Genomic DNA, 23,856 nt, shown 5'->3' with positions numbered 1-23,856 from the left:
ATTTCACCTCCTAATAGCAAATAATAACACCTTTAAAACCCCATCAACAAAATAAATTTCTTGTGGTTTATTTCGAGCTTTGGAAATATCTATGGTTAGAAGATCTTTGAATATCTTTTCAGCACCATGCCTTCCTAAGTAATATGCCAAAATGTATGCCCACCTTATACTTTTTGGATTTCTTGCATAAAGTTCCTGAGCCTGAATAATCTTCCAAATGAGACTTTTACTAAGCTTTTTGCCTTTGCCGTTGGTTTCTTTTAATTCAATTAATTCAATTTCCTTCTTCTCCTTATTTATTTTATAAATGCTCTCTGCATATTTTTTCCATAGGTCTTTATAGTGATCCCACCCGTATGAAACCTTGTGCGTCTCTGCAAACTCTGGAAAATCTATTTCAAACCTCTCAAGGAGCATAACCCTATTTTTACCCTCATCCTTTGCTTTTTCTAATCGTTCTTTGGTAACTTCTGCCATTCTTGCTAATGGATACTTCTCATCAAAAAATCCAATTCCAGCAGAGAGGGTTATGTTTGGATTTTCACCAACATATTTCTTAAACAATTCTCTAATTTTGAAAGTAAGGGTAAATACTTCATTCCATGAACCAACAATAAAAAGGTCATCACCACCAGCATAAACAACCACAATATTTGCCTTCTCATTATTTGGCTTTAATTCTTCCTCCACCCTTAACATTGGGACGTCTTCAATTGCATTCTGAAACTTTCCTTGAATTATTTGGTTTAAGTATCCTTTAAAGAAGTAATCAAGGAACCTTGAAAGTGTTGCAAGCCTTGATGGTGATGTATTTTTCAAACCCTTCGCAAAGATTAAACCTAAATTATCAACATCTGCCCTTAATACTCCAATTTTCTTTGCCCCAATTGAATATTCCGCAAGCTTATCAAAAGATATTATATGTTTAGTTTCATCAGCTATCTTTGCATAATCAGCAACTATATAAGGCAATATCTCAAAGTTTTCTGGAACAGCAAAAATATCAAAAGAATTTTTGAGGAACACAATTCCTCTAAATTTATTTATAAATTTATTTGTAATAGATTCCAAAGATTCGATAGCATAAAACGTTGAGAATGGGCATTTAATGGATGGGTATTTAATGTCAGTATCGTCAATCTTTCCCTTCATCCTCAAAAACCCCTGAACTTTTGGAAGTCTATCGCCAAGATTCCATAAATACTTGCACATTTTACATACATGAATGTCTTTATCTTCAATGTATTCAAGCTCTCCTTCTTTAACCTGTTTTTTGCATACATCACATTCTTTTTTCTTTTCAAAGCCATCCCTATCAATAAGTGAGATTTCATTAATAATATCAACAAATCTCTTATTTTTTCTTTCATCCACTTTGGCTTTTAACTCTTTCCACAACTCCCCATTTTTAAAATCTTTAAGTTCTTTTGGAGTTATCTCAATCCATTCCATTGCAAGGTATAAACTCCCTTCAAATTTATCATATAACCATTTACACACTTCTTTTCTAATTTCTTTAAGTTTGGATTTAGCTTCCTCTGTATTTTGGGCTAAGATTATAAAATTACCCCCTCCATTGTAAATTACATTTGCCCTTGTTAAATTTAAGCGCTCAATTATCTCCATTACAATATCCCAGCTAAGCAAATCAAGGTAAGTAGATCTTGCTCTAAGGTATTTCAATGCCCCTCTTATATTTATGGTATATATAAAATCCTGAATACCAGAAAAATCAGCTTCAATAAGGAGAAATTTCATTTCATCATTATTTAGCTTATTTATGAAATCTTTTGGGTCCATATTAAAGTCATTCTTGTGGTAGTGATATAGGGCAAGTGCTATGGCACTTGTCATTCTTAAATGGTCATAAAGAGAAATGTCATTTTCTTTTGAGGTCATAGCTGGAACAAAAGTTAAATAATGCTCTAAAATTACCAAAATTCTATCAATGCTAATCTTTTTTAGTTTTTTGAGATCATCATAGATATTATTCTTTAAATCTATATAATCCTCTTTTATCTTCTTTTCTTCAATATTCTTTTGTGGGCTTGGAAATTCTCGTTTAAACTCTAATGGCATTAAAGGATAATATTTGCTTTCCACACTTCCCTTTCCAATATCAATTGATGTAAAGATTGATTTTAAAGGATTTCTAATATTTAATTTTGAAGCTTCTTCCCTTTCACTTGATGAAATGTTATCTGACTCATAAACAAGCCATAATGCATTTATTAACTCCCTTTCAGATATTTTAAATTCTTCAGCAACCTTTTTTATTTTTTCTTTTAGTTCTTCCTTTATTTCACCCTTTTCATTTACCATATCTCCCTTATGATGAAACTCTGAAAAAAGGGCTAAGATTTCATATTCTTTAATTTTTGTTTTATTTGCAAGATCTCTAAGAAATTCAGCACCTATTGATGAATGTTTCCCCCCACTAATTCTTTGGGCAACTTTACCAATATCATGGAGCAAACCACCCAAAGCTATAATCTCTCCAAGCTTCTCCACAAAAAACCCCTCCCTACCTAAGCAGATTTAGAAATCTGAATCCAAAACTAATTTCTTAACTTGCATTATAGTACCTGTTATATTCATTTAGTATTTACTACTATTATTTATACTTTATTATTTGTTATACTTTAAGCTTATTCTTTAAGTTATTCTTTTAATTTACTAACGAACTTAAAAATTCTAAGGAATATAAAAAGCATATTTTTAAATATCTAATTAATGTAAAAAATAAAAGTGTAAATAACTACATGAAAGAAAAGGGGGGTAAATATAAAACTGCTAACATTTCTTGGTACTACCAAATATTCAGAAGTTGTTTATACCCATGAAGGAAAAGAAGTTAAAACAAGATATATTCAAAAGGTTCTTTCAGAGATTTTTAAACCAGATGAGGTTGTAATATTTGTAACTAATGAAGCTTACAAAGAACATGGCGATAGCATAAAAAAAGAACTCGGCAATGTATCCTTTGTTCAAATTGAAATTCCAAAAAGTCAGGAAGATTTATGGGATCTCTTTGAAAAAATTGTTGAAAGTGTTAATGATAATGATGAAATAATTTTTGATATAACCCATGCTTTCAGACATATACCCTTCATGTCTTTTATTGTCCTCCTGTATCTCCAACAGGTTAAAAATGTTAAAATAAAGGGGATTTATTACGGTGCATTTATGAAAGATTATAATAAGGCTCCGATTTTTGATTTAAGTTCCCTTCTGAACTTGGCTGAGTGGCTCTATGAAATAAGAGATTTGAAAAAATATGGAAGGGGCTGTTTCATAGATAGCAACAAGCGCAAAGTTTGTGTATTTTCGAGTAGCGTAATTTTTATATATCATGAAATATTAATTATTTATGACAGTACAGTCTCCGATATGTGGGGTCTTAAGCCCGAATGGGGACTGTTGAGAGCTTTGAAGATGTGGGGAGTTTCCGTTCCCCCCGAAAGCCAGCCAATGAAGATGGGAGGGTGGAAGGTTATCCGCTACGATAGTTTCGTATGTTTCAAAAGTAGCGGATAACCAGAACGGGAGAGATTGGCAGAATTAATAAGTGAGATAAATAAAAAACTTTATACTGGAAATTTTCCAAAGAAACCAAAATCATTGAGTAGCTATGCTAAGTTCATTAACCTCCTTTCACTCAGTCTTCAACTGAATCAAATTTCAACTTTCATTGAGTACTCATCAAAAGCCAAAGAGAATTATGAGAAATTCAAAAGCGAAGTGACAGAATATATACCCCCTATTAAACACACCTTAGTGAAATTGAGCGATTAACGTCTTTTAGCTGTAAAAAATTTGGGAAGGAATGCCTTGAAGTACAGGTTGAAATAATTAGATATCTCTTGGAAAAAGGTATGGTGGCAAATGCCTTTGAACTGATGAGAGAATGGATAGTTAATGCAGTTATATTACTTGTCGGTGAAGATGAGTGGTTGAAGAGAGAAGTTAGAAACGAAGCAGAAAAAACTTTGGAGTGGTTTGCCCCAAGTTCTAAAAACAAGAAACAAAACAAAGAACTTAAAGAAACAAAGTATTTGCCATCGGTTAAGGAAAATGAAGTTATGGATGACCTCGGAAAGTTATGGGATGAAGTCAGAGAGATGAGAAATACAATTGCCCACGCTGGAATGAAAAAAGAGAGACCTAATGTGGAAACTGTTCAAAGAAAAGCATCAGAAATTCTTAAAAAAATCGAAAAAATCATGGAGAATATTTCCATCCAACAATGATTTTATTTTAACTTGTTGCTTTTGCATTTCTCAATAATTTTTTATTTTTTTAATTGGTATTTATATATTTAAATATTTTGATTTTTGGTTTGATTAAATTTTTTTTGAAAATAATTCCCACAATGGCCTGATTTTAACTTTAATATTCAATTAAATACTTTCATTTCCATCCCCCTATGGCTCTAATTGAAACTTTAGAAAAGTTAAGCAAAACCTGTCGGTTTTGCAGCTCGAACCTTACGGTTCGATTTCATCAAAAGGGATGCACTGCCTCGCTACGCTCGGCAGTGCCTCTTTTAGGTAAAAATAAAATTTCCATCCCAAGGGCTGATTTTAACGAATATTAATTCCCCTTTAAACTTTAAACTTTTTTTTCTTTAAAAACATTTCCATCCCCCTAAGGGTCTGATTTTAACAATTTTATCTGGCAAGCGCAAAGTGTTAATATAATGTATTTCCATCCCCCTAAGGGTCTGATTTTAACGACAACGCTTACCATATTGGATTGATGATGATGGGGATTTAATTTCCATCCCCCTAAGGGTCTGATTTTAACGACAACGCTTACCATATTGGATTGATGATGATGGGGATTTAATTTCCATCCCCCTAAGGGTCTGATTTTAACGGATATAATGATTTCAAAATTTTAATCTGACGGAAAATTGATTTCCATCCCCCTAAGGGTCTGATTTTAACTATTTAACGATAAAACTATAAGAAGATGTTACGACTAATTTCCATCCCCCTAAGGGTCTGATTTTAACAAGATTTGTATGGATTTCATAATAAACAAGTGTGAAAATTTCCATCCCCCTAAGGGTCTGATTTTAACACATCAATGCCATAATCTTTGAACCAATTTACAATATTTCCATCCCCCTAAGGGTCTGATTTTAACAGGACAATATTTTGCTCTTTTTCCTATATAAAGGTTTCTATTTGCTTCTTTTTGGGACGTTAATTTTCAAAGGGGTATTAACAGTGTTCATTTATATACCTCTGCACTTCCCTAAAAATCGTTTAAATTCGAAATAATTTTTTAAAATCTATTTAAATCGTTAAATAAACCCTATCAATCGGGGAAAATTTGAAATAATTCCTATTATTCCTTAAAATCCAAAAATCTCAATAAATCCTTAAATTTAAATATGCAAATCTTTCAAAATAAAGCACCCTCCGAAATTTGATAAAAATCCTTAAAATTAAAAAATATTGCCTGAAAATTTAGTAAACTAAAAAATAAAAATTTTCAGCGAGGGAAGATTACCTGAAGAAATCACTTAACTTAACTTGCTTATTCTTCTCATTTTCAAACAATGAGTCAATACCTTCCTTAATTAACATCAATCTTTGTTTTATGTAGTCATTTGCGTTATATTTCTCTGCCATTTTCTGGGAAACCTCCATGTATTTCTCCACAGCACCTTTTGAAACGGTTAATATCAAGTTGCTTCCGCACTTTGTGCAAATCCCCCTTAATGGAACCCTTCTATATTTTGCTCCACATTTACACCTAACTCCTTGCCTTGAAAATGCCCTAAGGTTTCCAATCAAATCAGGGATAAAGTGGGACTGAATAACCTTCTCAGCAACATCTCTCTCATCTGTAGCCCTAATCTTCTTAGCAACGCTTAATTGTGCCTCTGTTTTCTCAAGCATTGAACCTAATGTCTTATATGCACAAACTAATGGCCCATTGTCAATTCTACTTGTTTCGTGAGTGTAACCAATCCCCTCATATTGCTCTGGTTTTCCTAACCTATCCTCAACAATTTCCATAAACTCTTTGACTTCTTTTGGAGATGGCATTTCAAGGGTCTTTTCATAAAACTCCAATGGATACTCCCACATGGTGTCCATGTTGTGGACTTCCCCGTCAACCTCTTTTGGGTCTAATATCGTTGTCAATACAAGTGGAGCATCCATCTGTCCTCCTCTCTTATCTGGCAGGAATTTCTTAGAGAAGTTTAAAAACGCGTCTAAAAGCAAGAATAAAGCGTCTTCGTCTCCATCACATTGGAATGTGGATATATTATTGTTTATTATTACAGTATGGTATTTTTTAGCGTTTAATGAGTAAATAAATTCATCTTCTGCTTTTATTATTTCTACCTTTCTAACTGAACATAACCATCCAAATTCCCAATCACTTTCATCAATTTTCCATTTTTTATTTTTGTGCAACTCAAATATTTTCTGTTTTCTTTCTAAGGAAAATCCAATTTCTTTGAAGAATCTTTCATAATAGTATCCTGTTATATTTAATGCATAAACAACTGATTTTGGTGTTTCTTTGTCCTTTTCCTCATAGCATCTTCCTTCCCTTTCATCTGCATTTTTATCAACTGTCCAATATGTTTTAATTTTAAACCTATTCAATAGCAAATCAATATCTCCCAACAACCTTTTATTTGCACTATAAACTACAATTTTTGGTGTTGTTCTTAAAGCGATTCCATCTCCATCGAAATAAGATGATAACATTAATCTAACCTTTTCTTTTGGCAATTTAAATACAAAACTTGGAATTCTCTTTGATTTCTTTCCAATCTTCAATATTTTTGTAAAGAATAAATAAACAACTCTTGACGATAATGCTAATTTTCCATCTTCTTTATTTTCATAAACATTCACATCCCCAAATGCCTCTTTTATTGCATTCTTTATATTTTCTCTAATTTCTTCTTCTGAATTTGAGAAGGTTATCTGATAAATGCTTTTTGATTCCTTTGCATATCCCCCAGAGAGATAATAACCAATCAATTTTAATAATGGTTCAATTTTAATGATTCTTTTAATATACTCAGCATCTTCAACTGCAACATAGCAATCCTTCGGAACATCATCTATGGTTAGGTTTGATTTTTTTAGCAATTCCAATAATCTATCATAAGGAATTGTATCGCATCTTAAATAGTCGTTTAATTTTAACTCCCCAATTAATTTTTTATCAATATTATTTTTAATCCAATCACTAATTCCCCTAACTCTCAAAGTGCCCCAAAACTCTCTAAATTCATCTTTTGAGAATTCTTTTAATAAATCAAATGCCTCAATATCCTCTTCTTCAAACTCAATTTTTGGAATTAATATTAAGTCTCCTTCTTTAACATCCATTGCCAATTTTTTAACAAACTCTCCATTTTCATAAACCATAACGGGATGGTCAGGAGTTGTTGTAAAGTCCCTTCCATCGTCTGTATTTATTTTTATGAGATGATTTGGGGAAGGGATTTTCATAACTTCCTCAATGTCTGTTAGAACAACCTTTCTGTTTTCTCTATCAAAAGAATAAACTTTAACATTTTTCTTTGGTTTTCTTCTAATGAATGCGTCTTTTTCAAATACCTCTTCATTTTCATCAAACAACTCGTAGAGTTCTTTTAATGTTAGTCGCTCAATATTTCCATCAACATTAACTAAAATTTCAGTGTTTGGTGGGAAGCAGTTTCTCCTCTTTGATGCGTGGAAGTAGGGATGAGCATAACCGACATTTGCCTTACAATAACCAATAATCCTTCCAACCATTCCTGCAGAGGTGTGCGGAGCCATTCCTATAACCAAATGTCCAATTAAATCCTCTTTTTTCTTCACATTGTAGAATCTCTCTTTTTTATAGAATTTCTCTAACAAATCATCAATAAAGTTTGCAACATTTACAAAATACTCTGCACATTTCTCAGGCAAAATTACATCTTGTGGTTTTAACTCAACAACTTGCTCCCCATCAACTAAAGGATTCCCGTGGATATCTGTCTCATATCCCAACTCTCTCAACTTCTCAACGCTTACATTTATTTCATTTGGTTTGAAGTGAGTTATTGGCACATCCGTGCAGTCAAATCTTGTAGTCCCATCTTTAAATACATATACATTGTGCATTGCCCTCAAAATTGCCTTTTCCAAAGGCTCTACGATTTTTTCTCTTGAAGTCATACCTTTAATACACTTAACATCCCCTGGCTTGTTTATTTTTAATCTTTCCAATGCCTTATACCAATAATCTTTTAGTGGAGCCTTTATTTTTTCTGGACCTTTGAGTTCCACTTTTGTTCCACAGAATGGGCATGTTTTGTATAAACTTATTCTTCTACATTTTGGACATATCGCATAGGAAACATCAATATCATCAGTGTTTCCTTCCTCGACTGCCTTGTTTATCAACCTCACTTGCCCCCCTGCATTACCTATTGGGAAGAGACCATTGACCGGTGGCTTCATTTTCCTTGCCGCTGCCTTCTCTGGTCTTCCCATCCTTGCCCCAACATAGACATAGGCATTTCTCCTAATTTCAAATGGAGACAGCAAATTAATGAAATGCATACTATTCTTTGCCTTATTTAGTAATTCTCCCACATTTTCGACTAAATCTTTCTTATTTTCCACATCATAACCTAAGGAATATAGCAATGGATAATACTCTTCAATAATAACCTTCTTGTTTCTAACTAAGTGACAACATCCTATTAATTCCAAAACCCTCTTTGCCTTTTTATCAAAATCTACAACCCAAACATTTTTTCCATCAATTTTCTCTTCTTTACCTCCCAAAAGCCAACTTCTAAGTAATAATATATCTTCCTTTGAAACATCATGCCAGTGGTATGTATATCTTGGGTGAAGAGGGGTCTTTGTCTCTATGGCAAATTTCACAGCCTCTATTGGGTCTGGGTTCTTTATGAATTCCTTCTTATATGGGATGTTATTTGCTATCAAAATCTTCTCATACCACTCTTCACACCAACAACTTGGTATTAATGGGTGGTTGTTTTCTAAGAAATCCCCAAAATTAACCAAAATGTCTCCTAAGAATAAGATTTCCTCAACAGCATTCCTAACTTCTATCGCTTTCTCTATTGTATCAACCCTAATAACACTTCCATCTTTAAGTTTTACAATTGGTGGCTCTATGCTATCAACCGGAACTACACATGTAGCCTTTCCGGGTCTTTCGGTTTTTAGTTGAGTTCCAACAGCCATGAATTCATCAACCAAATACATCAACGCTGGATGAAAACCATCTGTTGCAAAGCCAGTGTTCCTACTTCTCCCATATCTCAACCTAAATCCACCAACCTTTGATGGGTGGGCAAAGACAGGCCTTCCTGCAATAACTTCACTTATAAACTTTTTGTTTGCTTCAATCTCAACATCATCATATTTTTTATCTTCTTCATCCTCCTCCTCTATGTTTTCATCGCTTTTTAATTCATCTTCTTCTTTTTCTTCCTCTTCTTTCTTACCTTTTAAATCTTTTAACCATTCCCAACCTTCAATACCTAACTTATCTACGTGCCTTAATATCTTTGGTGCCTTTAACAAAACCCCCTCAACCAAAACTAATAAAGCCCCTCCCCTTAGCTGGTTTGTCTCAACTCTCTCCAAATCCCTATGCCCAGAGACCTCAACATCATCTGTTGCCTCTCCAGTAATCTCAACTGGAATATTTTTTATTGCAGTCCTTATTTCATCTGCAGTTGGAGAATACTGGAAACTACCAACTTCTGATTGATATAAATCAACTTCTTCCACATATCTCTCTATCTCATCCTCTGTTGGTTTGTATCTGTCCAACCCCATTGCCTTCCTAACATAATCCCCAACTAAAACAGCTAACGCCTGTGCAGTCCCCCCTGCACTCCTAATAGGCCCTGCAAAATAAAGAGCAAGATACTCGCTCCCATCAGAGTTCTTTTTTATTTTAACTTGGGCAATCCCTTCCAATGGAGCAGCAACAATACCCTCTGTTAAGACAGCCAATGCTGTCCTCACTGCCTGTTCTGCAGCTTTCTCTCTATCAAATTTTCCAAACTTGCCCTCCACAATTTCCTTTGCAATCTCTAATGCCGCTGGCTCTTTACCCATTTCTTTAACTAATTCTCTAATTCTCTCAGCCACGCCTTTTGGCCCTACCAGTCCCTCAACCCTATCCGCCATATCATTCGCTAATGGAATTTCAACTTCATCTACTGGATCTAAACCCATTTTTCTACATTCTTCTGCTATTTTGTAAATTCTCTTGACTTCATTTACAATATCATCAAAGTATTTTTTCATTTTTTCAGAGCATGCGACATGAACCATAATCATCCCCATGACTATTAATGATGAGCATGATGTTTAGAAATTATGTTGTTGGTGTATATGTGTGTTTTTGTCATTCATTAATTTGTTAATTTAAATATATAAATTTATATTTTGAAAAAATTCATGGCTGATTTTAACATAAAAATCAAAAAATCTTAAAAAATTAATAGAAAAATTTCCATCCTAAGGGTGATTTTAACGGAAGTGATGCAATCATAGAACTAATTAAGAAGTATGCAACCCTTCATCCCCCTAAGGCTCTAATTGAAACTTTTAAAAAAAGTTTCATCAAAAGGGATGCATTGCTTCGCTTCGCTCAGCAATGCCTCTTTTAGATAAATATAAAATTTCCACCCCTAAGGGTTGATTTTAACTTGATTTTGTTTTATTTTTGATATTGATTTTATCGCTATTTCCATCCCCCTAAGGGTCTGATTTTAACTGCCATGGTATTTCGGTTTCAATTTCACAGAAATTTCCATCCCCTAAGGGTCTGATTTTAACTGTTAATTTACTTTTTAAAATCAGACCGCTGTGGGATATTTCCATCCCCCTAAGGGTCTGATTTTAACGGATATAATGATTTCAAAATTTTAATCTGACGGAAAATTGATTTCCATCCCCCTAAGGGTCTGATTTTAACTATTTAACGATAAAACTATAAGAAGATGTTACGACTAATTTCCATCCCCCTAAGGGTCTGATTTTAACAAGATTTGTATGGATTTCATAATAAACAAGTGTGAAAATTTCCATCCCCCTAAGGGTCTGATTTTAACACATCAATGCCATAATCTTTGAACCAATTTACAATATTTCCATCCCCCTAAGGGTCTGATTTTAACAGGACAATATTTTGCTCTTTTTCCTATATAAAGGTTTCTATTTGCTTCTTTTTGGGACGTTAATTTTCAAAGGGGTATTAACAGTGTTCATTTATATACCTCTGCACTTCCCTAAAAATCGTTTAAATTCGAAATAATTTTTTAAAATCTATTTAAATCGTTAAATAAACCCTATCAATCGGGGAAAATTTGAAATAATTCCTATTATTCCTTAAAATCCAAAAATCTCAATAAATCCTTAAATTTAAATATGCAAATCTTTCAAAATAAAGCACCCTCCGAAATTTGATAAAAATCCTTAAAATTAAAAAATATTGCCTGAAAATTTAGTAAACTAAAAAATAAAAATTTTTAGCGAGATACGTTTTTACATTTATTCCATAATTAAAGATGCATTTGACCAACAAACTTAAATATAACTTATATATATTATAACTTTAGAGATTGTTAAAATTGGAATTAATTTTGGTTTGGGTTTTTGGTTTTTGTTGTGCATGTTTTTGACATAAAGATTTTTAGGCATCAAATTTTTTCTATTAAAATATATAGGCAGTATTTAAATGTTTTTGCATAAACATGTTGCGGGGTGATACCAGATGTTTGCACCAAAGAAATTAACTCCTGAGGAAAAATTGCAACAAATCGCTATGATGTTGGATGAAATCATCAACGATACAACAGTTCCAAGAAACATAAGGGCTGCTGCTGAAAAAGCAAAAGAAACTATTTTGAAAGAAGGAGAAGAGCCAATTGTTAAAAGTGCAACTGCAATCCAAATTTTAGATGACATAAGTGATGACCCAAACATGCCTTTACACACAAGAACCCAAATTTGGAGTATTGTAAGTGAATTAGAGACTGTCAAAAATGAGTAAATTCTCTATTTTTGACTTAGTGTATTTACTATGAGGTTTAATTTTGCTACTTCTTCAAGAACCTCTATTTTTATATATGCGTCTATTAAATCCTTGCCCAAACAAACAACACCATGATTTTTTAAAATAATTACATCCTCATCTCTTTTTGCAACTTCCTCTGCAAGTTTCAAACTTCCCGCCTCAAAGTAATCTACATACCCAATCTCTTTTAAAAATATCTCTGCCTCAGGAGTTAAAAGTTCTATTTTTTTATCTGCAATTGAGAATGCAGTTGAATACAATGAATGGGCATGTATTATTGCATTTATATCTTCCCTCTTCCTATATAGATTGAGGTGCATATTTATTTCAGATGTTGGTTTTCCTTTTATTACTTCCCCATCAATATTAACAACGCATATATCTTCCTCTTTCAAAAAACCTAAAATAGAACCAGTCGGTGTTACATAGACCAAGTCCTCTTCCCTAACCGAAACGTTCCCTCCACTGCCGACCAAATACTTTCTCTCATATAATTTGTGACATATATCCACAAATAACTTAGCATCCATTCTCATCACCTAAGATTAAAAACAAAATACATAAATATTCCAAATACTGCCAGATAAAACACCAAATTTAATAACAATAAAAAATATTTTATCCTTTTTAATTCCTTTGCAATATCATTGAGCATTTTTATATACATGGCAACTAAAAACATGGAATTTTGTTTGGAAAATTCCTGTATCTTTTTATCTACCTTTTTTTCACTTTCTTTCATTTTTGCATCAATCCGTTTCTCAAGTTCAACCATTTTTTTACTTAGCAGTTCCAGTTTTTCCTCGATATCATCCATAACAACCACTTCACAAAAATAATAAAAAATTAAAAATTTTAAAACCAAACCCAAAATTTAATTTTTAGATATTGAATCTAAATCAAAGACAAGTGGTATTAACTCATCTAAGGTTTTAACTGGAATTATTTCTATCCCTTCAGGGTCTATAACATCAATCATATTTGCCTCAGGTATAATAACCCTCTTAAATCCATACTCCTTTGCAGCATTTATCTTTTCATTAATTCCCCCAACTGCAAGAATATTGCCACTCAAATCCAAACTTCCAGTTATAGCAAAGTCTTGCTTTAATGGAATCTCTAACAATGCTGAGATTATGCTTAAGCAAGCTGCTGCTGTTGCACTATCCCCGTCAATTTTTGAGTAAGATTGGCTAAATTGGATATATATCTCTTTTGATGTTAAGTCAATATCCTTCTTAGGTAACGGTAATTTTCCTTCTGCAATAAGTTTTTTTGATAATGCTGACGCAAGGGTTATGGAATGCTTTGCCAAGTCCCCAGATATGTTTAGGAGGTGAGTTCCTGGATTCTTTGAATCTACTATTTGTGTAATGATTTTTGTTACATCTCCCAAACCATCTTCCCCAAGCACAGCAAGACCATAGATAATTCCAACTTTTGGTTCATCATTTGGAACGATGTGTTTGTATCTTTTAAAGTCTCTTAAATATTCAAGTGCTACTTGTTTTGATAAACTGTAAATTCCACTTTCTATAACCTTTCTAACGTGCTCTGCTGTAATGTAAACCTTTTTGTTGCTATTTCCAATACTCTTATACTCATCCTTTTCTATATTGCCTTTAATCTCCTCTATATCCTTACCAAGAGCAATATCATTTGCCATCTTAATAATGTTTGATAATTTCCTCAACCTCAATGTCAATTTATCCCTTGAACCTGCCAATAATTGGGCAAGTTTGACAATTTCACAGCACGCATCATAGGTCATTGGATTTAAGTTGTTATTTCTTATCTCTTGGACAATAAATTGCAATAATTTATCCCTATTTTCTAAGGTATTGTCCATTTTGTTCTTTAGGACTATCTTATAGTCAATCCTATCCAATAATGGGGCTCTTAAATTGTGAACGTCATCCATGTTCCCAGACATTATTAAGATGAAATCACATGGTATTGGGTTAGTTTCGACTGTTGCTCCACTTGAATTTGGGTTTCTACCACTAATTTGAAGTTGTTTATCTTGGAGAGCTGTTAAAATATAATCTTGAACTTCAAGTGGCATGGTTTTTATCTCATCTACATACAAAATTCCTTTATGTGCCTCGTGAATCGCTCCAAGGACTATTCTTTTGTGTGGAGGGGTTCCAAGTGGTGGTCTTCCCCCTAATGGACAGTGCTTAACATCTCCAAGTAATTTTGTTACGTTGTATGCACTTGCTCTCACAAGTGGTCTTTTTTTGCACTCATATAACACAACTGGTTTTAAATCCGCTGGGTTTATAGCATTTGGCATTGATGATTTTGTAGCTCCAAGAACTCCTAAGAAAATAGATACAAAGGCAATTAAAGAACCAACAATTGCCACAATTGCTATGGTAGCGAGCATTTTACTCTCTGGTAGTCCCCCCATCAACCATGATAAGATTACAGTAAATGCTATCATTATTAAAAATAAAGTCATCAAACTTGGTGGCTGTGTAGGGATGCTTATTTTTTCCTCTTTAGTATCTTCCTTATATTCTCCCTCTATAAGTTCTACTATTGGCTTTTCTGGATTTTTTAAATTTGGTTTTGCTATTATGGTATATGGTGTAAAGTTATCAAATTCATCCAATATTTCCCCAACTGCCTTAACTATCATTGACTTTCCTACTCCAGGATCTCCTAAAAGGAGGACATGCCTTTTATTTTTAACTGCACTTAACACTACTTTAACCGCCTCATCTTGACCAATAACTTGGTCTATTAACCTTGGTGAAGGTTCAGGCAATTCCTCTGTAGTCTTAAACTTAACTGAAAATACTTCCATATATTCCACCTTAAATAAATTGAGCGAAAATTTATGGTTTTCGCAGCTCTCCGCTTCGCTACGATAAGCGTAAATTTTTTAAGATTAACATCTAACAAAAAATAGTGTTAATTATCTTAATCAAATATTCAACAAAATTGTCTGCACATCGTCTAACCTCATCAGACAACGGCTTATCAAAATCTATGATTTTTGGCTCTATACCTATTACTATTATTTTGGTATTTATAGATTTCTTAATGTACTTAACAATTATTGACAATGGCAATGCATGTGTGGAAAATCCAACATCTGCAATATCTTCTGGATTTATTACCTTTATTGTTCCAATTTCCTCATTCATCAATGCAGCATCAACCATTATAATGTGTGTTGGGCTTTCTCTCTTCAAAACATCTGTAAAGTTTTCTGGAACGGTTCCACAGTTTAATAAAATAATATTTTCACTGATTTTTATAACTTCACTATTAATGTCATTAACGTCTTTTCCAAAGCGTTTGGCAATTTCTTTAACAATATATATTCCAACTCCATCATCACCTTTCATCTCATTTCCTATCCCCATTATAACCAACTTTTCACAATTTTCCAAAAATTCTTTCAATCCTAACGCTTCCATCACAACACCTAAAAAATTTATAGCAACAATTAAGTGGAAAATTATAATGTGGGAAATTTTTAACTTTATTATATGCCTTCTTAAAATTTTGAATAACATTCATCATAACCTAAATTATAAAATCCCTACTAACTTTAAAAGTTTCATTTAAAAGTTTATATATCATTGCAATAGTATTAGCAAATACAACAAAAATTGACAAAGGTGGAATCATGATAATAATACCTGGCTCAAACTCACAGGATTTAGCATTTAGAGTAGCAAAGTTGACGAATTCAAAATTGGCAAGAGTTGAGAGCAAAAGGTTCCCAGATGGAGAGATTTATGTTAGAGTTCATGATGATGTAAAAGATGAGGACGTTGTTATAATCCAAACTCAAAATAGGCAAAATGACGGTATTATTGAGACAATTTTGCTTTGTGATGCTTTGAGAGATGAAGGGGCAAATAGCATAACTGTTGTTGCTCCTTATTTAGCCTATGCAAGACAGGATAAAAAGTTCAACCCAGGGGAACCAATCAGCATTAGGGCATTGGCAAAAATCTATTCAGATATTTGCGATAAATTAATAACAATAAACCCACACGAAACACACATTGAGAGGTTCTTTGAAATACCGTTTATTTATGGGGATGCAGTCCCAAAATTAGCTGAGTATGTAAAAGATAAGTTAAACAACCCAATAGCTCTCGCTCCTGATAAGGGTGCAATCGAGTTTGCAAAAACAGCAGCAGAAATATTGAATTGTGAATATGATTACTTAGAAAAAACAAGAATCTCCCCAACTGAAATACAAATAGCCCCTAAAAATTTGGATGCTGAAGGTAGAGATGTGCTTATAGTTGATGATATTATCTCAACAGGAGGAACAATGGCAACAGCAATAAAATTATTAAAAGAGCAAGGGGCAAAGAAAATCATAGCGGCATGTGTCCACCCTGTTTTGATTGGAGATGCGTTAAATAAATTATACGCAGGAGGGGCTGATGAGGTTGTAGGAACTGATACCTTCTTATCAGAAGTTAGTAAAGTAAGTGTTGACGATGTAATTGCAAAATTGTTGAGATAATTCTTATTTAATTAACTCCATAAATCTTTTTGCCAAATCAACATGTTTTTTTGAACCTACTTTTTTTATTATTTTGAAGTATTTTTCCATATCTTTTTTCATTGCCTCTCTATCATCATTTTTCATTATTATTTTTTCATTATTTAGTCGAGAGTAAATGACTGCCATCTCAACCAAAAGTCCATCTGCCCTGTTGTAGGGTGTTATTATATTGTTCAATTCTTTCTCAAATACAATTTCCCCGTTAACAACCATAAGTTTTGACTCTCCAAAGTTGTCTCTCTTTGTTATAAATTTCCTTTTGTTTATTTTAACAACAAAAATTTTGTATGCATTTTTTAAATAAGGTAATTCTTTGCCATTCCAATCCAAATAACCATAATCATCCTCATCGTCCAAAACCGCCTCTGCAATATCTATTGGATGGCAAACATTTACTACAAAATAATCATCATTTTTTAGGTTTTCATATGTATGAGAACCCTCAAACAAATGCAATACTACTTCCTTTTCTTTATCGGAGCGAAGCGTAGAGTTGCAAAATCCTTCGGATTTTGCTCTAAAATAAATGCCTATCGGTGCTTTATTCTTTTTCCCAGATGTTATAACAACCTCATGTATCATAATATCCCTTATTCTATAGTGTTCCTAAAAAAAGTATTTTGCAATAACTATAGTTGTTCGCCAATTTTTTGCACGGATTTAGATGCAATCAAATTTTTTAAAGGTAATAAACTATATTGCAAAATTCCAAATAAAGGTTAATTATCCCTTATAATTTAATGAGGATTTAGTGCATTTGTAAGGCGAACAACTATACTCAAGAGAAAATAAAGGTTTCATTTTGAATTATAGACATCTCCAACCTTTAACTTGCTTATTTTAATAATCCCCTCAATATTCAACTCTCCAGCAGACAAATCAACATAAGAGCCATTGCTCAAGATAATCAACCAATGTGTGTTCCCATTTTTCTCGTATTTTATAATATCTTTAATAGTAACCTTTTTAATACTCTCAGTTCCCCCATTTTTTATAAATGAGGAGTATTCATCATAGGAATTAAATATTTCAACGTCTCCAGTTTCCACATCAACTAAAACTATCTTTGAAATACCCCCTCCTGATTTTGGGATAATTATATATCTCCAATATAATTTACCATCCACAAATATCGGCAATGGTTCAACAATTTCAAACTTATCCCAATCGTAAGTTGGGAGGGATTTTTGCACGTAATCCATGCCTTTTATAGGCCCTATTTTTGGATCACTAAATTTGTATTGCATAATATTTCCATCCATGCCTATAACATAGATTCTTGAAATTCCATAAGCCCTACCATACGGTTCAACTGCAAGTACCCAATATGGTTTTTTATCTACCATAATTAGGTATGGTTGTTTATTCTCATCAGAATCAACTAACTCAATCTCATTTTCATGCTTAAACCAGAGATTTAATATATTTGCTATTGGGGATGATTTCCAATAGTTTTGGGACTCCACAATCCTCCTTGCCAAACTTTCTGGAAATATTGGGGAATCCCCAAATCTCTTCAGTGCCTCTTCTTTTGAGTAATATCTTATATTTCCTTCTTCATCCAAAACAACAATCCCACTCCAATATGGAGTTGTATAGAATCCATGGAACCTATATTTTATTTGTGGAACTATTGTGTATATTTTATTTTCTTTAACAACAACTCTCGGCTTTCCATAGTCAGCAAAGTAATCAACCCTATACAACTTCCAATAAAGGTTATCAGTGATTAATTGCCCTGGAGTGTACTCAATATTTTTCTCCTCCCTTATCACAACTCTCTCGGTTGTGTTAACTGGAATCATAAAGATACCTTTTGATTTGAGTATTACCCTATTAAATAACCCATCCGGCTCTAAATATGCAAACCAAAACATGGAGTTGTTGAATGTTGTTATATGAACACTGTCTATTGTGTATCTTGGATATTCTAATGATGAGATCATATATGTCTCTGCAACCTTTTTTGGCAATATTCTTAAAAATCCTCCCCCATTATCAAACTCTAACCCATCAAAATTCTCAATATCTTTTGGAATATTTTCCTTTTGGAGTGTCGTTAATGAATATGCATTTGCTATATAGAGCACTGGCGATAAAACAACAAAATACCCTAAAATGAGCATTAGGATGGTATACATAATTCTGTTAATTTCTCTCTGCCTATATGCTAAGAATACGATAATTCCCACGACTAAAAAACCTAACTCAATTGTTGATGGATTCTTATAAAAAAACATGAAAAAAGGATGAAGTATTGGAGAGATAGCATACAATAAAATTAACCCCAATATCACAAAAATTAGTGTATAAAGTTTCTTTTTTAAGTTTAATTGCATATTATCCCCCCAATTTGTTGGCTATCCTTAAAATTCTATTAACTTCTTCTTCCTTTGCTCTAAATGTTACAATATATTTTCCATTTTCCTCAATCTTCTCTATAATTTCGGTGTTTTCATATAAGTATGATATTAATTTCATATCTGACGTTTCCACAACTCCAATGCTTGCGTTTAACTTTTCTAAAATTAGTTCAATAAGCTTATCTATATTGATGTGGTATTTTGCTGAGACAAATATGGGGCTCACTATATACCTCTCCAATGACGTTAAAATCTCTTTTTTCTTTTCCTCATCTATCTTATCACATTTATTAAACACTGTTATTATTGGAGCACTGCAACCAATCTTACTCAAAATTTCGTAATTTGTCTTTAACTTCCTCTCGATATCTTCAATGCTATCAGATGCATCAACAACAATCAAAATTAAATCACTCTCTGCACTTTCCTCAATAGTTGATAAAAACGCCTCAATCATAAACGGTGGCAAATCCTCCATAAATCCAACTGTATCAGTAACTAAAATTTTCCTTGGGGCATTTTTTATGGCCCTCGTTGTTGTGGTTAATGTTGTAAATACCTGGTTTTTTGATGTTTTATTTTCCCCTGTTAAAGCATTCAACAAACTTGTTTTTCCAGCGTTTGTGTAGCCAATTAACCCAACAACCTCGAACTTTTTCCTCTTCTTTCTTAGACGTTTCCTATGCTCCCTGATCTTTTTTAATTTTTCCTTTATGATGGCAATTTCCCTCTTTATTTTGTTGTAGTATTTATTAACCTCATAGTCCCCATATCCTCCAAATCCTGGCCTCTCCCCCAATTTTGCCAATCTAACCTTTTCTTTTGCTTGGGGTAGTTCATATTGAAGTTCTGCCAACCTAACTTGCAACTGTGCTTCTTTTGTATGGGCATGCTTGTAGAATATCCTCAAAACTAATTCAACCTTATCTATAACTTCAACACCAAATTTCCCAGCCAAGTTGTATTTTTGGGTTGGGGAAAGTCGATTATCAAAAATCACAATCTCTATGTCCTTTTCTTTTATCTTCTCTACCAATTTCTCCACTAATCCACTACCTATCTGATACTTTGGATGTGGAGGGCGGACTTGGACTACACACTCAACTGGTTCATACAAAACACTCGCCAATTCCTTCAATTCCTCAATATTTTTCCTCTCGCTAAATTCTTTTCTTAAAATTAACATTGCCCTTTTCCTTAACACGTTTATCATCCGCTGTGATATTTTTTGTTTATTTTTATGCTATCAAGTTATCAACATCATTAACAAAAATATATTATTATATTATTTATGTTATGTTTAGAGTTTATTAATTTTTCAACATAAAAAGAAGTAAAAATTTTGTTTTAAAAATAATTTTTTAAGTGATAATTGGTGATAACATGAGTATGAAAGCAACTGCCATAGCATCTGCATCTGGAACAATCATAAATGCCATAGCCACTGGAAAGGGTTCAGCATTTGGGATAAACTTGAAGGTTAAAGCAACAGTTGAACTTTTTGATGATGGGAAAAATAAAATTGAAGGAATTGTTAAAGATAACCCAAAAGTCAAACCAAATTTGATTAAAAGATGTGTGAAGAATGTTTTAGATTATTTTGGGCTAAATTACTCTGCAAAAGTGGAGACAGAGACGCAAATTCCAATAAAATCAGGATTGAGTAGTAGTAGTGCAACATCAAACGCCGTTGTGTTGGCAACTTTTGCAGCATTGGGGGAAAAGATAGATGATGAATTAGTTTTAGATTTGGGGATAAAATCATCATTTGATGAGAAACTAACTGTTACTGGAGCTTATGATGATGCAACTGCCTCTTATTATGGTGGAATTACAATAACAGACAACATTGAAAGGAAAATTCTAAAAAGGGATAAATTTAAGGATGATTTAAAAGTTTTAGTTTTAATTCCAAACCTAAAAAAGAACGTTGATGTGAATAGGATGAAACTTTTAAAGGATTATGTTGAAGTTGCCTTTAATGAATGTCTAAACGGAAACTACTACAGAGCTTTGTTTTTAAATGGGATTTTATATGCGTCTGCCTTAAACTTCCCAACAAACATTGCAATAGAAGCAATCGAAAACAACGCAGTAACCGCAGGTCTCTCTGGAACAGGGCCATCATACATTGCATTGTGCTATGAGGAGGATGTTGAAAAAGTAAAAAAAACCCTTGAAAAATACGGGAGAGTTATATCATCTGAATTAGATTATGGAGGGGCTGAAGTGATTGGTTAGCGTATAGGTAAAACACAATACCCAACAAAACAACCATCCTCGTTATTTCATTGGTAGCTCCCAAAACATCACCATTAACACATCTGAAATGTTTATTTGCCACTCTTGCTATATATCCTCCAGTTAATATTGCCAAAATTACGCATAAAACCCCCAACTTTCCAGCCAATGGGAATACTATGAGCAAAGTCAGCATTAATCCCATAACAATAAATTTTTCATCACTCTTTTTTACAAAATATCTTCCAGTTCCTTCACTACATGGTGTTCCACAGCATGCACATGCCAACATTCCCAATCTTGAGCAAATCTCAGCAATTAAGATATAAACTACTGAAAATTCAATAGCATAAATAATAGCGAATATAGAGATTAATTCCACAAAAAATACAAAAATCAATCCTCCTATACCCATATAAACATCCTTCATAACTTCTAACTTCCTTTTTGGAGAACCCATCAACATCCATGCATCCCCAAAATCCGCTAAACCATCAACATGATGAAACCCCTGCACATAAAGTAAAAAGAACATCACAATAATACCAACAATGGTCGATGGGAAAATATAACTCAGAATATACGCTAACAATGCCCCAAATCCACCAATAATTAATCCAATAATTGGAATTATAAAGAAATACTCTGCTATCTTCTCAAAATCAAAATTTTCAGTCCCTATTGGTATTCTTGTCATAAAGGCGATGAGATTCCTGATATCTTCAATCATGGTTTCACTTTTTGTATTCTTATATTGAAAATCAACCATTCCTAAAACCATGTCAGAAAATGGTTTCACTTTTTTATGCTTATTTTTTTATGTTAATTATTCATTTTTTTCTATCAAATTTTTTACTATATCAACTATCTCTGGCAATTTGGTAACCGTATAATCACTCTCCCCCTCCATATCCTTATACTTTCCTTTTAAAATTCTTATAGTTGTCATTCCAAGTTCTTTTGCAGGTTTTATATCCTTATCAACCCTATCTCCAACATAAATAACCTCTTCTGCCTTCAACCCCATCTTTTTCAATCCAAACTCAAAAAATTCCAAATGTGGCTTTCCCAATCCATACTCTTCTGATGTAACAACAACGTCGAAAAATGGATGAATCCCTAACCTTATAAGTTTTTCCCATTGTTTTATTGTTATTCCATCAGTAATAACCCCCAATTTTAACCCCATTTTCTTTAATTCTATCAATGTTTTTATTGTGTCTGGGTAGGGCCTTAATAAAGCAAATTTCACATTATGGTAGGTGATTATCCCCATGCAGATGATTTTTGGGTCATAATAACCCATAACTGCCTTTACCAAATCATCAAAATGCTTTCCATAATTAGAACCCTTATCTTTTATAATCTTTTGTAAGATTTTGTACGCCTCTTCCTCAGTAGTTTTTAAACCAGCATCTATCATGGATTTTATTGCTTCTCTCCTTGCTATATCAACAAAATTTGAAGAATCATATAGAGTATCATCTAAATCAAAAAATATTCCTTTTATCATAATTTCACCGTCTGCTAAGCAAAATTAAAGAGGTAATAATTCAAATAAGTATAATTGTCTTTTTAATTTCATTGAAGATTTTAGTCATCGAACCGTTAGGTTCGAGCAGTGAAATCTTTGATTTCGCCTAATCGAAGCGAAGCTTCGAGCAGTGAAAACTCCACAGGAGTTTTTGCCTAATATTTATTATTTTCCTCCTCTTTTAACCTTCTCTTCAACCATCTTAAATAAACCAACGAAATCATCATTTTCTGTAACAGGAACTACAATTAGACCTAATTTCCTATGCCTTTCTATCCAATCCTCATCGTACGCAGGCACATCTATTTTTATTGGTTCATCTGTTGGATTTCCTACGATAACATTCCTGTATGGGAATGGCTTTGCCTCATCTTCACTATATGGCATTACTGTCTCTCTAATATATCCTCCAAGAGCCATTGTAAGTTTTGGAAGGAGCACCATCTTAGGCATAATTCCACCATCGCTAAATTTATAGTTGTGTTTCTACTTCAAGCTTTTTTCGATACTTTATTTATACTTCTAAATTTTTTAAGTATCTTTCTTCTGCAAACATATATTGGTTATCATTATAATATTTGAATATATAAATTAAAAATAAAATATAAAATAACAAAAACTAAAATTAAAAAATATGGGGATGAAGGAAATTTATTTCTCAAATTCTATGTAGTCAATTGCATGCTTGAAGATAAGCATGTTCTTTATTTCATTGTCTTTCATAACGGTTGCCATAATCTCGTAGTTTGAGACACCTGTAACCTTTGCATCTAAAACTTCTCCATTCCTTAAGTATATTCTAACATTTTTACCAACAAATCTTCTTGCATACTCAAAGTTTGGTATTTGCTTAGGTTTTCTACTCTTATTCTGCTTCATCATAATATCCCTCACTATTCAATAGTATGATTGGTTTATATACTTTTTGCTTTTAATGATGATATACTTCATCTTTTTTATTTTTATTCTTTTTTCTCTTTTTTGTCTTCCACATATATAAATTTGTAATTTTTAATATACCATTCCAACAACACATAATAACAATGAAGATATATTCAATCATAAGATTTCCATCCCACTATACTCTAATT

The 23,856-nt window shown here is 32.8% G+C and carries 18 protein-coding genes and 2 CRISPR repeat arrays; of the genes, 5 read left to right on the top strand and 13 right to left on the bottom strand.

Features of this window, described 5'->3' with window-relative positions; translation table 11 throughout:
* Positions 1–3: 3 nt before the first annotated feature.
* Positions 4–2,511 carry a type III-A CRISPR-associated protein Cas10/Csm1 gene (gene cas10 / locus METIG_RS06745; RefSeq protein ID WP_013799472.1) on the bottom strand — a complete coding sequence of 836 codons (2,508 nt, stop codon included), beginning with the start codon at positions 2,509–2,511 and terminating at the stop codon, positions 4–6.
* A 273-nt stretch (positions 2,512–2,784) separates the two neighbouring features.
* Between cas10 and csx2 the strand changes: the two genes are divergently transcribed.
* Positions 2,785–3,537, top strand: coding sequence for a TIGR02221 family CRISPR-associated protein (csx2, locus tag METIG_RS09570; RefSeq protein WP_322785246.1), 753 nt, complete (start codon positions 2,785–2,787; stop codon positions 3,535–3,537).
* A 326-nt stretch (positions 3,538–3,863) separates the two neighbouring features.
* Positions 3,864–4,250, top strand: coding sequence for a hypothetical protein (locus METIG_RS06730; RefSeq protein ID WP_394295221.1), 387 nt, complete (start codon positions 3,864–3,866; stop codon positions 4,248–4,250).
* A gap of 385 nt (positions 4,251–4,635) precedes the next feature.
* A CRISPR array of direct repeats spans positions 4,636–5,151; the repeat unit is 31 nt; unit sequence ATTTCCATCCCCCTAAGGGTCTGATTTTAAC.
* A 365-nt stretch (positions 5,152–5,516) separates the two neighbouring features.
* Here the strand turns inward: METIG_RS06730 and METIG_RS06725 are convergent.
* Positions 5,517–10,337, bottom strand: coding sequence for a DNA-directed DNA polymerase II large subunit (locus tag METIG_RS06725; RefSeq protein ID WP_013799471.1), 4,821 nt, complete (start codon positions 10,335–10,337; stop codon positions 5,517–5,519).
* 414 nt (positions 10,338–10,751) lie between these two features.
* Positions 10,752–11,185: direct repeats of the CRISPR family, unit length 31 nt; unit sequence ATTTCCATCCCCCTAAGGGTCTGATTTTAAC.
* A gap of 596 nt (positions 11,186–11,781) precedes the next feature.
* On the opposite strand from METIG_RS06725, the gene METIG_RS06720 reads away from it, so the two are divergent.
* Positions 11,782–12,060: a UPF0147 family protein gene (locus METIG_RS06720; protein WP_013799470.1), complete on the top strand. Its 279-nt coding sequence runs from the start codon at positions 11,782–11,784 to the stop codon at positions 12,058–12,060.
* 5 nt (positions 12,061–12,065) lie between these two features.
* On the opposite strand, the gene fucA is transcribed toward METIG_RS06720, so the two are convergent.
* The 4 genes from fucA to hycI all read right to left on the bottom strand — a co-directional run bounded on the left by fucA (position 12,066) and on the right by hycI (position 15,515).
* The gene (fucA, locus tag METIG_RS06715) at positions 12,066–12,614 is read right to left on the bottom strand and encodes an L-fuculose phosphate aldolase (protein ID WP_013799469.1); all 549 of its coding nucleotides are present in this window, start codon (positions 12,612–12,614) and stop codon (positions 12,066–12,068) included.
* Between the two features lie 5 nt (positions 12,615–12,619).
* Complete coding sequence (locus tag METIG_RS06710; RefSeq protein ID WP_013799468.1) at positions 12,620–12,901, bottom strand: hypothetical protein; 282 nt, start codon at positions 12,899–12,901, stop codon at positions 12,620–12,622.
* Between the two features lie 57 nt (positions 12,902–12,958).
* On the bottom strand, positions 12,959–14,896 hold the full coding sequence (gene lonB / locus METIG_RS06705; RefSeq protein ID WP_013799467.1) for an ATP-dependent protease LonB: 1,938 nt from the start codon (positions 14,894–14,896) through the stop codon (positions 12,959–12,961).
* Between the two features lie 91 nt (positions 14,897–14,987).
* Positions 14,988–15,515 (bottom strand): hydrogenase maturation peptidase HycI, encoded by a 528-nt coding sequence (hycI, locus tag METIG_RS06700; protein ID WP_048055696.1) that lies wholly within the window; start codon positions 15,513–15,515, stop codon positions 14,988–14,990.
* Between the two features lie 212 nt (positions 15,516–15,727).
* On the opposite strand from hycI, the gene METIG_RS06695 reads away from it, so the two are divergent.
* Positions 15,728–16,585 carry a ribose-phosphate diphosphokinase gene (locus METIG_RS06695; protein WP_013799465.1) on the top strand — a complete coding sequence of 286 codons (858 nt, stop codon included), beginning with the start codon at positions 15,728–15,730 and terminating at the stop codon, positions 16,583–16,585.
* Positions 16,586–16,588: 3 nt separating this feature from the next.
* Here the strand turns inward: METIG_RS06695 and METIG_RS06690 are convergent, their stop codons facing one another.
* The 3 genes from METIG_RS06690 to hflX form a co-directional block, all read right to left on the bottom strand.
* Positions 16,589–17,209: a DUF447 domain-containing protein gene (locus METIG_RS06690; RefSeq protein ID WP_013799464.1), complete on the bottom strand. Its 621-nt coding sequence runs from the start codon at positions 17,207–17,209 to the stop codon at positions 16,589–16,591.
* Between the two features lie 215 nt (positions 17,210–17,424).
* Positions 17,425–18,966: a hypothetical protein gene (locus tag METIG_RS06685; RefSeq protein ID WP_013799463.1), complete on the bottom strand. Its 1,542-nt coding sequence runs from the start codon at positions 18,964–18,966 to the stop codon at positions 17,425–17,427.
* A 1-nt stretch (position 18,967) separates the two neighbouring features.
* Entirely contained in the window at positions 18,968–20,203 is a 1,236-nt protein-coding gene (gene hflX, locus METIG_RS06680; RefSeq protein ID WP_013799462.1) for a GTPase HflX, read from the bottom strand.
* Positions 20,204–20,379: 176 nt separating this feature from the next.
* Between hflX and METIG_RS06675 the strand changes: the two genes are divergently transcribed.
* A complete protein-coding gene (locus METIG_RS06675; RefSeq protein WP_048055693.1) occupies positions 20,380–21,231 on the top strand; it encodes a shikimate kinase in 852 nt (283 codons plus the stop codon).
* Here the strand turns inward: METIG_RS06675 and cobS are convergent.
* The 4 genes from cobS to METIG_RS06655 form a co-directional block, all read right to left on the bottom strand.
* A complete protein-coding gene (cobS, locus tag METIG_RS06670) occupies positions 21,185–21,961 on the bottom strand; it encodes an adenosylcobinamide-GDP ribazoletransferase (protein ID WP_048055569.1) in 777 nt (258 codons plus the stop codon). The genes METIG_RS06675 and cobS overlap by 47 nt on opposite strands.
* Positions 21,962–22,057: 96 nt before the next feature.
* Positions 22,058–22,744 carry a TIGR02253 family HAD-type hydrolase gene (locus tag METIG_RS06665; protein WP_013799459.1) on the bottom strand — a complete coding sequence of 229 codons (687 nt, stop codon included), beginning with the start codon at positions 22,742–22,744 and terminating at the stop codon, positions 22,058–22,060.
* A gap of 186 nt (positions 22,745–22,930) precedes the next feature.
* Positions 22,931–23,218: an energy-converting hydrogenase B subunit P gene (locus METIG_RS06660; RefSeq protein ID WP_013799458.1), complete on the bottom strand. Its 288-nt coding sequence runs from the start codon at positions 23,216–23,218 to the stop codon at positions 22,931–22,933.
* Between the two features lie 198 nt (positions 23,219–23,416).
* A complete protein-coding gene (locus METIG_RS06655; protein ID WP_013799457.1) occupies positions 23,417–23,647 on the bottom strand; it encodes an RNA chaperone Hfq in 231 nt (76 codons plus the stop codon).
* Positions 23,648–23,856: the final 209 nt, after the last annotated feature.

Source organism: Methanotorris igneus Kol 5, from assembly GCF_000214415.1.
Classification (GTDB): domain Archaea; phylum AGJL01; class Methanococci; order Methanococcales; family Methanococcaceae; genus Methanotorris; species Methanotorris igneus.
The sequence above is the reverse complement of the archived record's forward strand: the minus strand, read 5'-3'. Positions and strand labels throughout refer to the sequence as shown.

What these genes read in the sequence shown, in the direction of transcription:
- METIG_RS06655 (WP_013799457.1), bottom strand. Translation starts at nt 23,647, where the DNA reads ATGATGAAGCAGAATAAGAGTAGAAAACCTAAGCAAATACCAAACTTT.
- METIG_RS06685 (WP_013799463.1), bottom strand. Translation starts at nt 18,966, where the DNA reads ATGCAATTAAACTTAAAAAAGAAACTTTATACACTAATTTTTGTGATA.
- fucA (WP_013799469.1), bottom strand. Translation starts at nt 12,614, where the DNA reads ATGGATGCTAAGTTATTTGTGGATATATGTCACAAATTATATGAGAGA.
- METIG_RS06675 (WP_048055693.1), top strand. Translation starts at nt 20,380, where the DNA reads ATGAAAGCAACTGCCATAGCATCTGCATCTGGAACAATCATAAATGCC.
- hflX (WP_013799462.1), bottom strand. Translation starts at nt 20,203, where the DNA reads ATGATAAACGTGTTAAGGAAAAGGGCAATGTTAATTTTAAGAAAAGAA.
- METIG_RS06665 (WP_013799459.1), bottom strand. Translation starts at nt 22,744, where the DNA reads ATGATAAAAGGAATATTTTTTGATTTAGATGATACTCTATATGATTCT.
- METIG_RS06695 (WP_013799465.1), top strand. Translation starts at nt 15,728, where the DNA reads ATGATAATAATACCTGGCTCAAACTCACAGGATTTAGCATTTAGAGTA.
- METIG_RS06720 (WP_013799470.1), top strand. Translation starts at nt 11,782, where the DNA reads ATGTTTGCACCAAAGAAATTAACTCCTGAGGAAAAATTGCAACAAATC.
- METIG_RS06710 (WP_013799468.1), bottom strand. Translation starts at nt 12,901, where the DNA reads ATGGATGATATCGAGGAAAAACTGGAACTGCTAAGTAAAAAAATGGTT.
- lonB (WP_013799467.1), bottom strand. Translation starts at nt 14,896, where the DNA reads ATGGAAGTATTTTCAGTTAAGTTTAAGACTACAGAGGAATTGCCTGAA.
- METIG_RS06660 (WP_013799458.1), bottom strand. Translation starts at nt 23,218, where the DNA reads ATGCCTAAGATGGTGCTCCTTCCAAAACTTACAATGGCTCTTGGAGGA.
- cobS (WP_048055569.1), bottom strand. Translation starts at nt 21,961, where the DNA reads ATGATTGAAGATATCAGGAATCTCATCGCCTTTATGACAAGAATACCA.
- hycI (WP_048055696.1), bottom strand. Translation starts at nt 15,515, where the DNA reads ATGGAAGCGTTAGGATTGAAAGAATTTTTGGAAAATTGTGAAAAGTTG.
- METIG_RS06725 (WP_013799471.1), bottom strand. Translation starts at nt 10,337, where the DNA reads ATGGTTCATGTCGCATGCTCTGAAAAAATGAAAAAATACTTTGATGAT.
- METIG_RS06690 (WP_013799464.1), bottom strand. Translation starts at nt 17,209, where the DNA reads ATGATACATGAGGTTGTTATAACATCTGGGAAAAAGAATAAAGCACCG.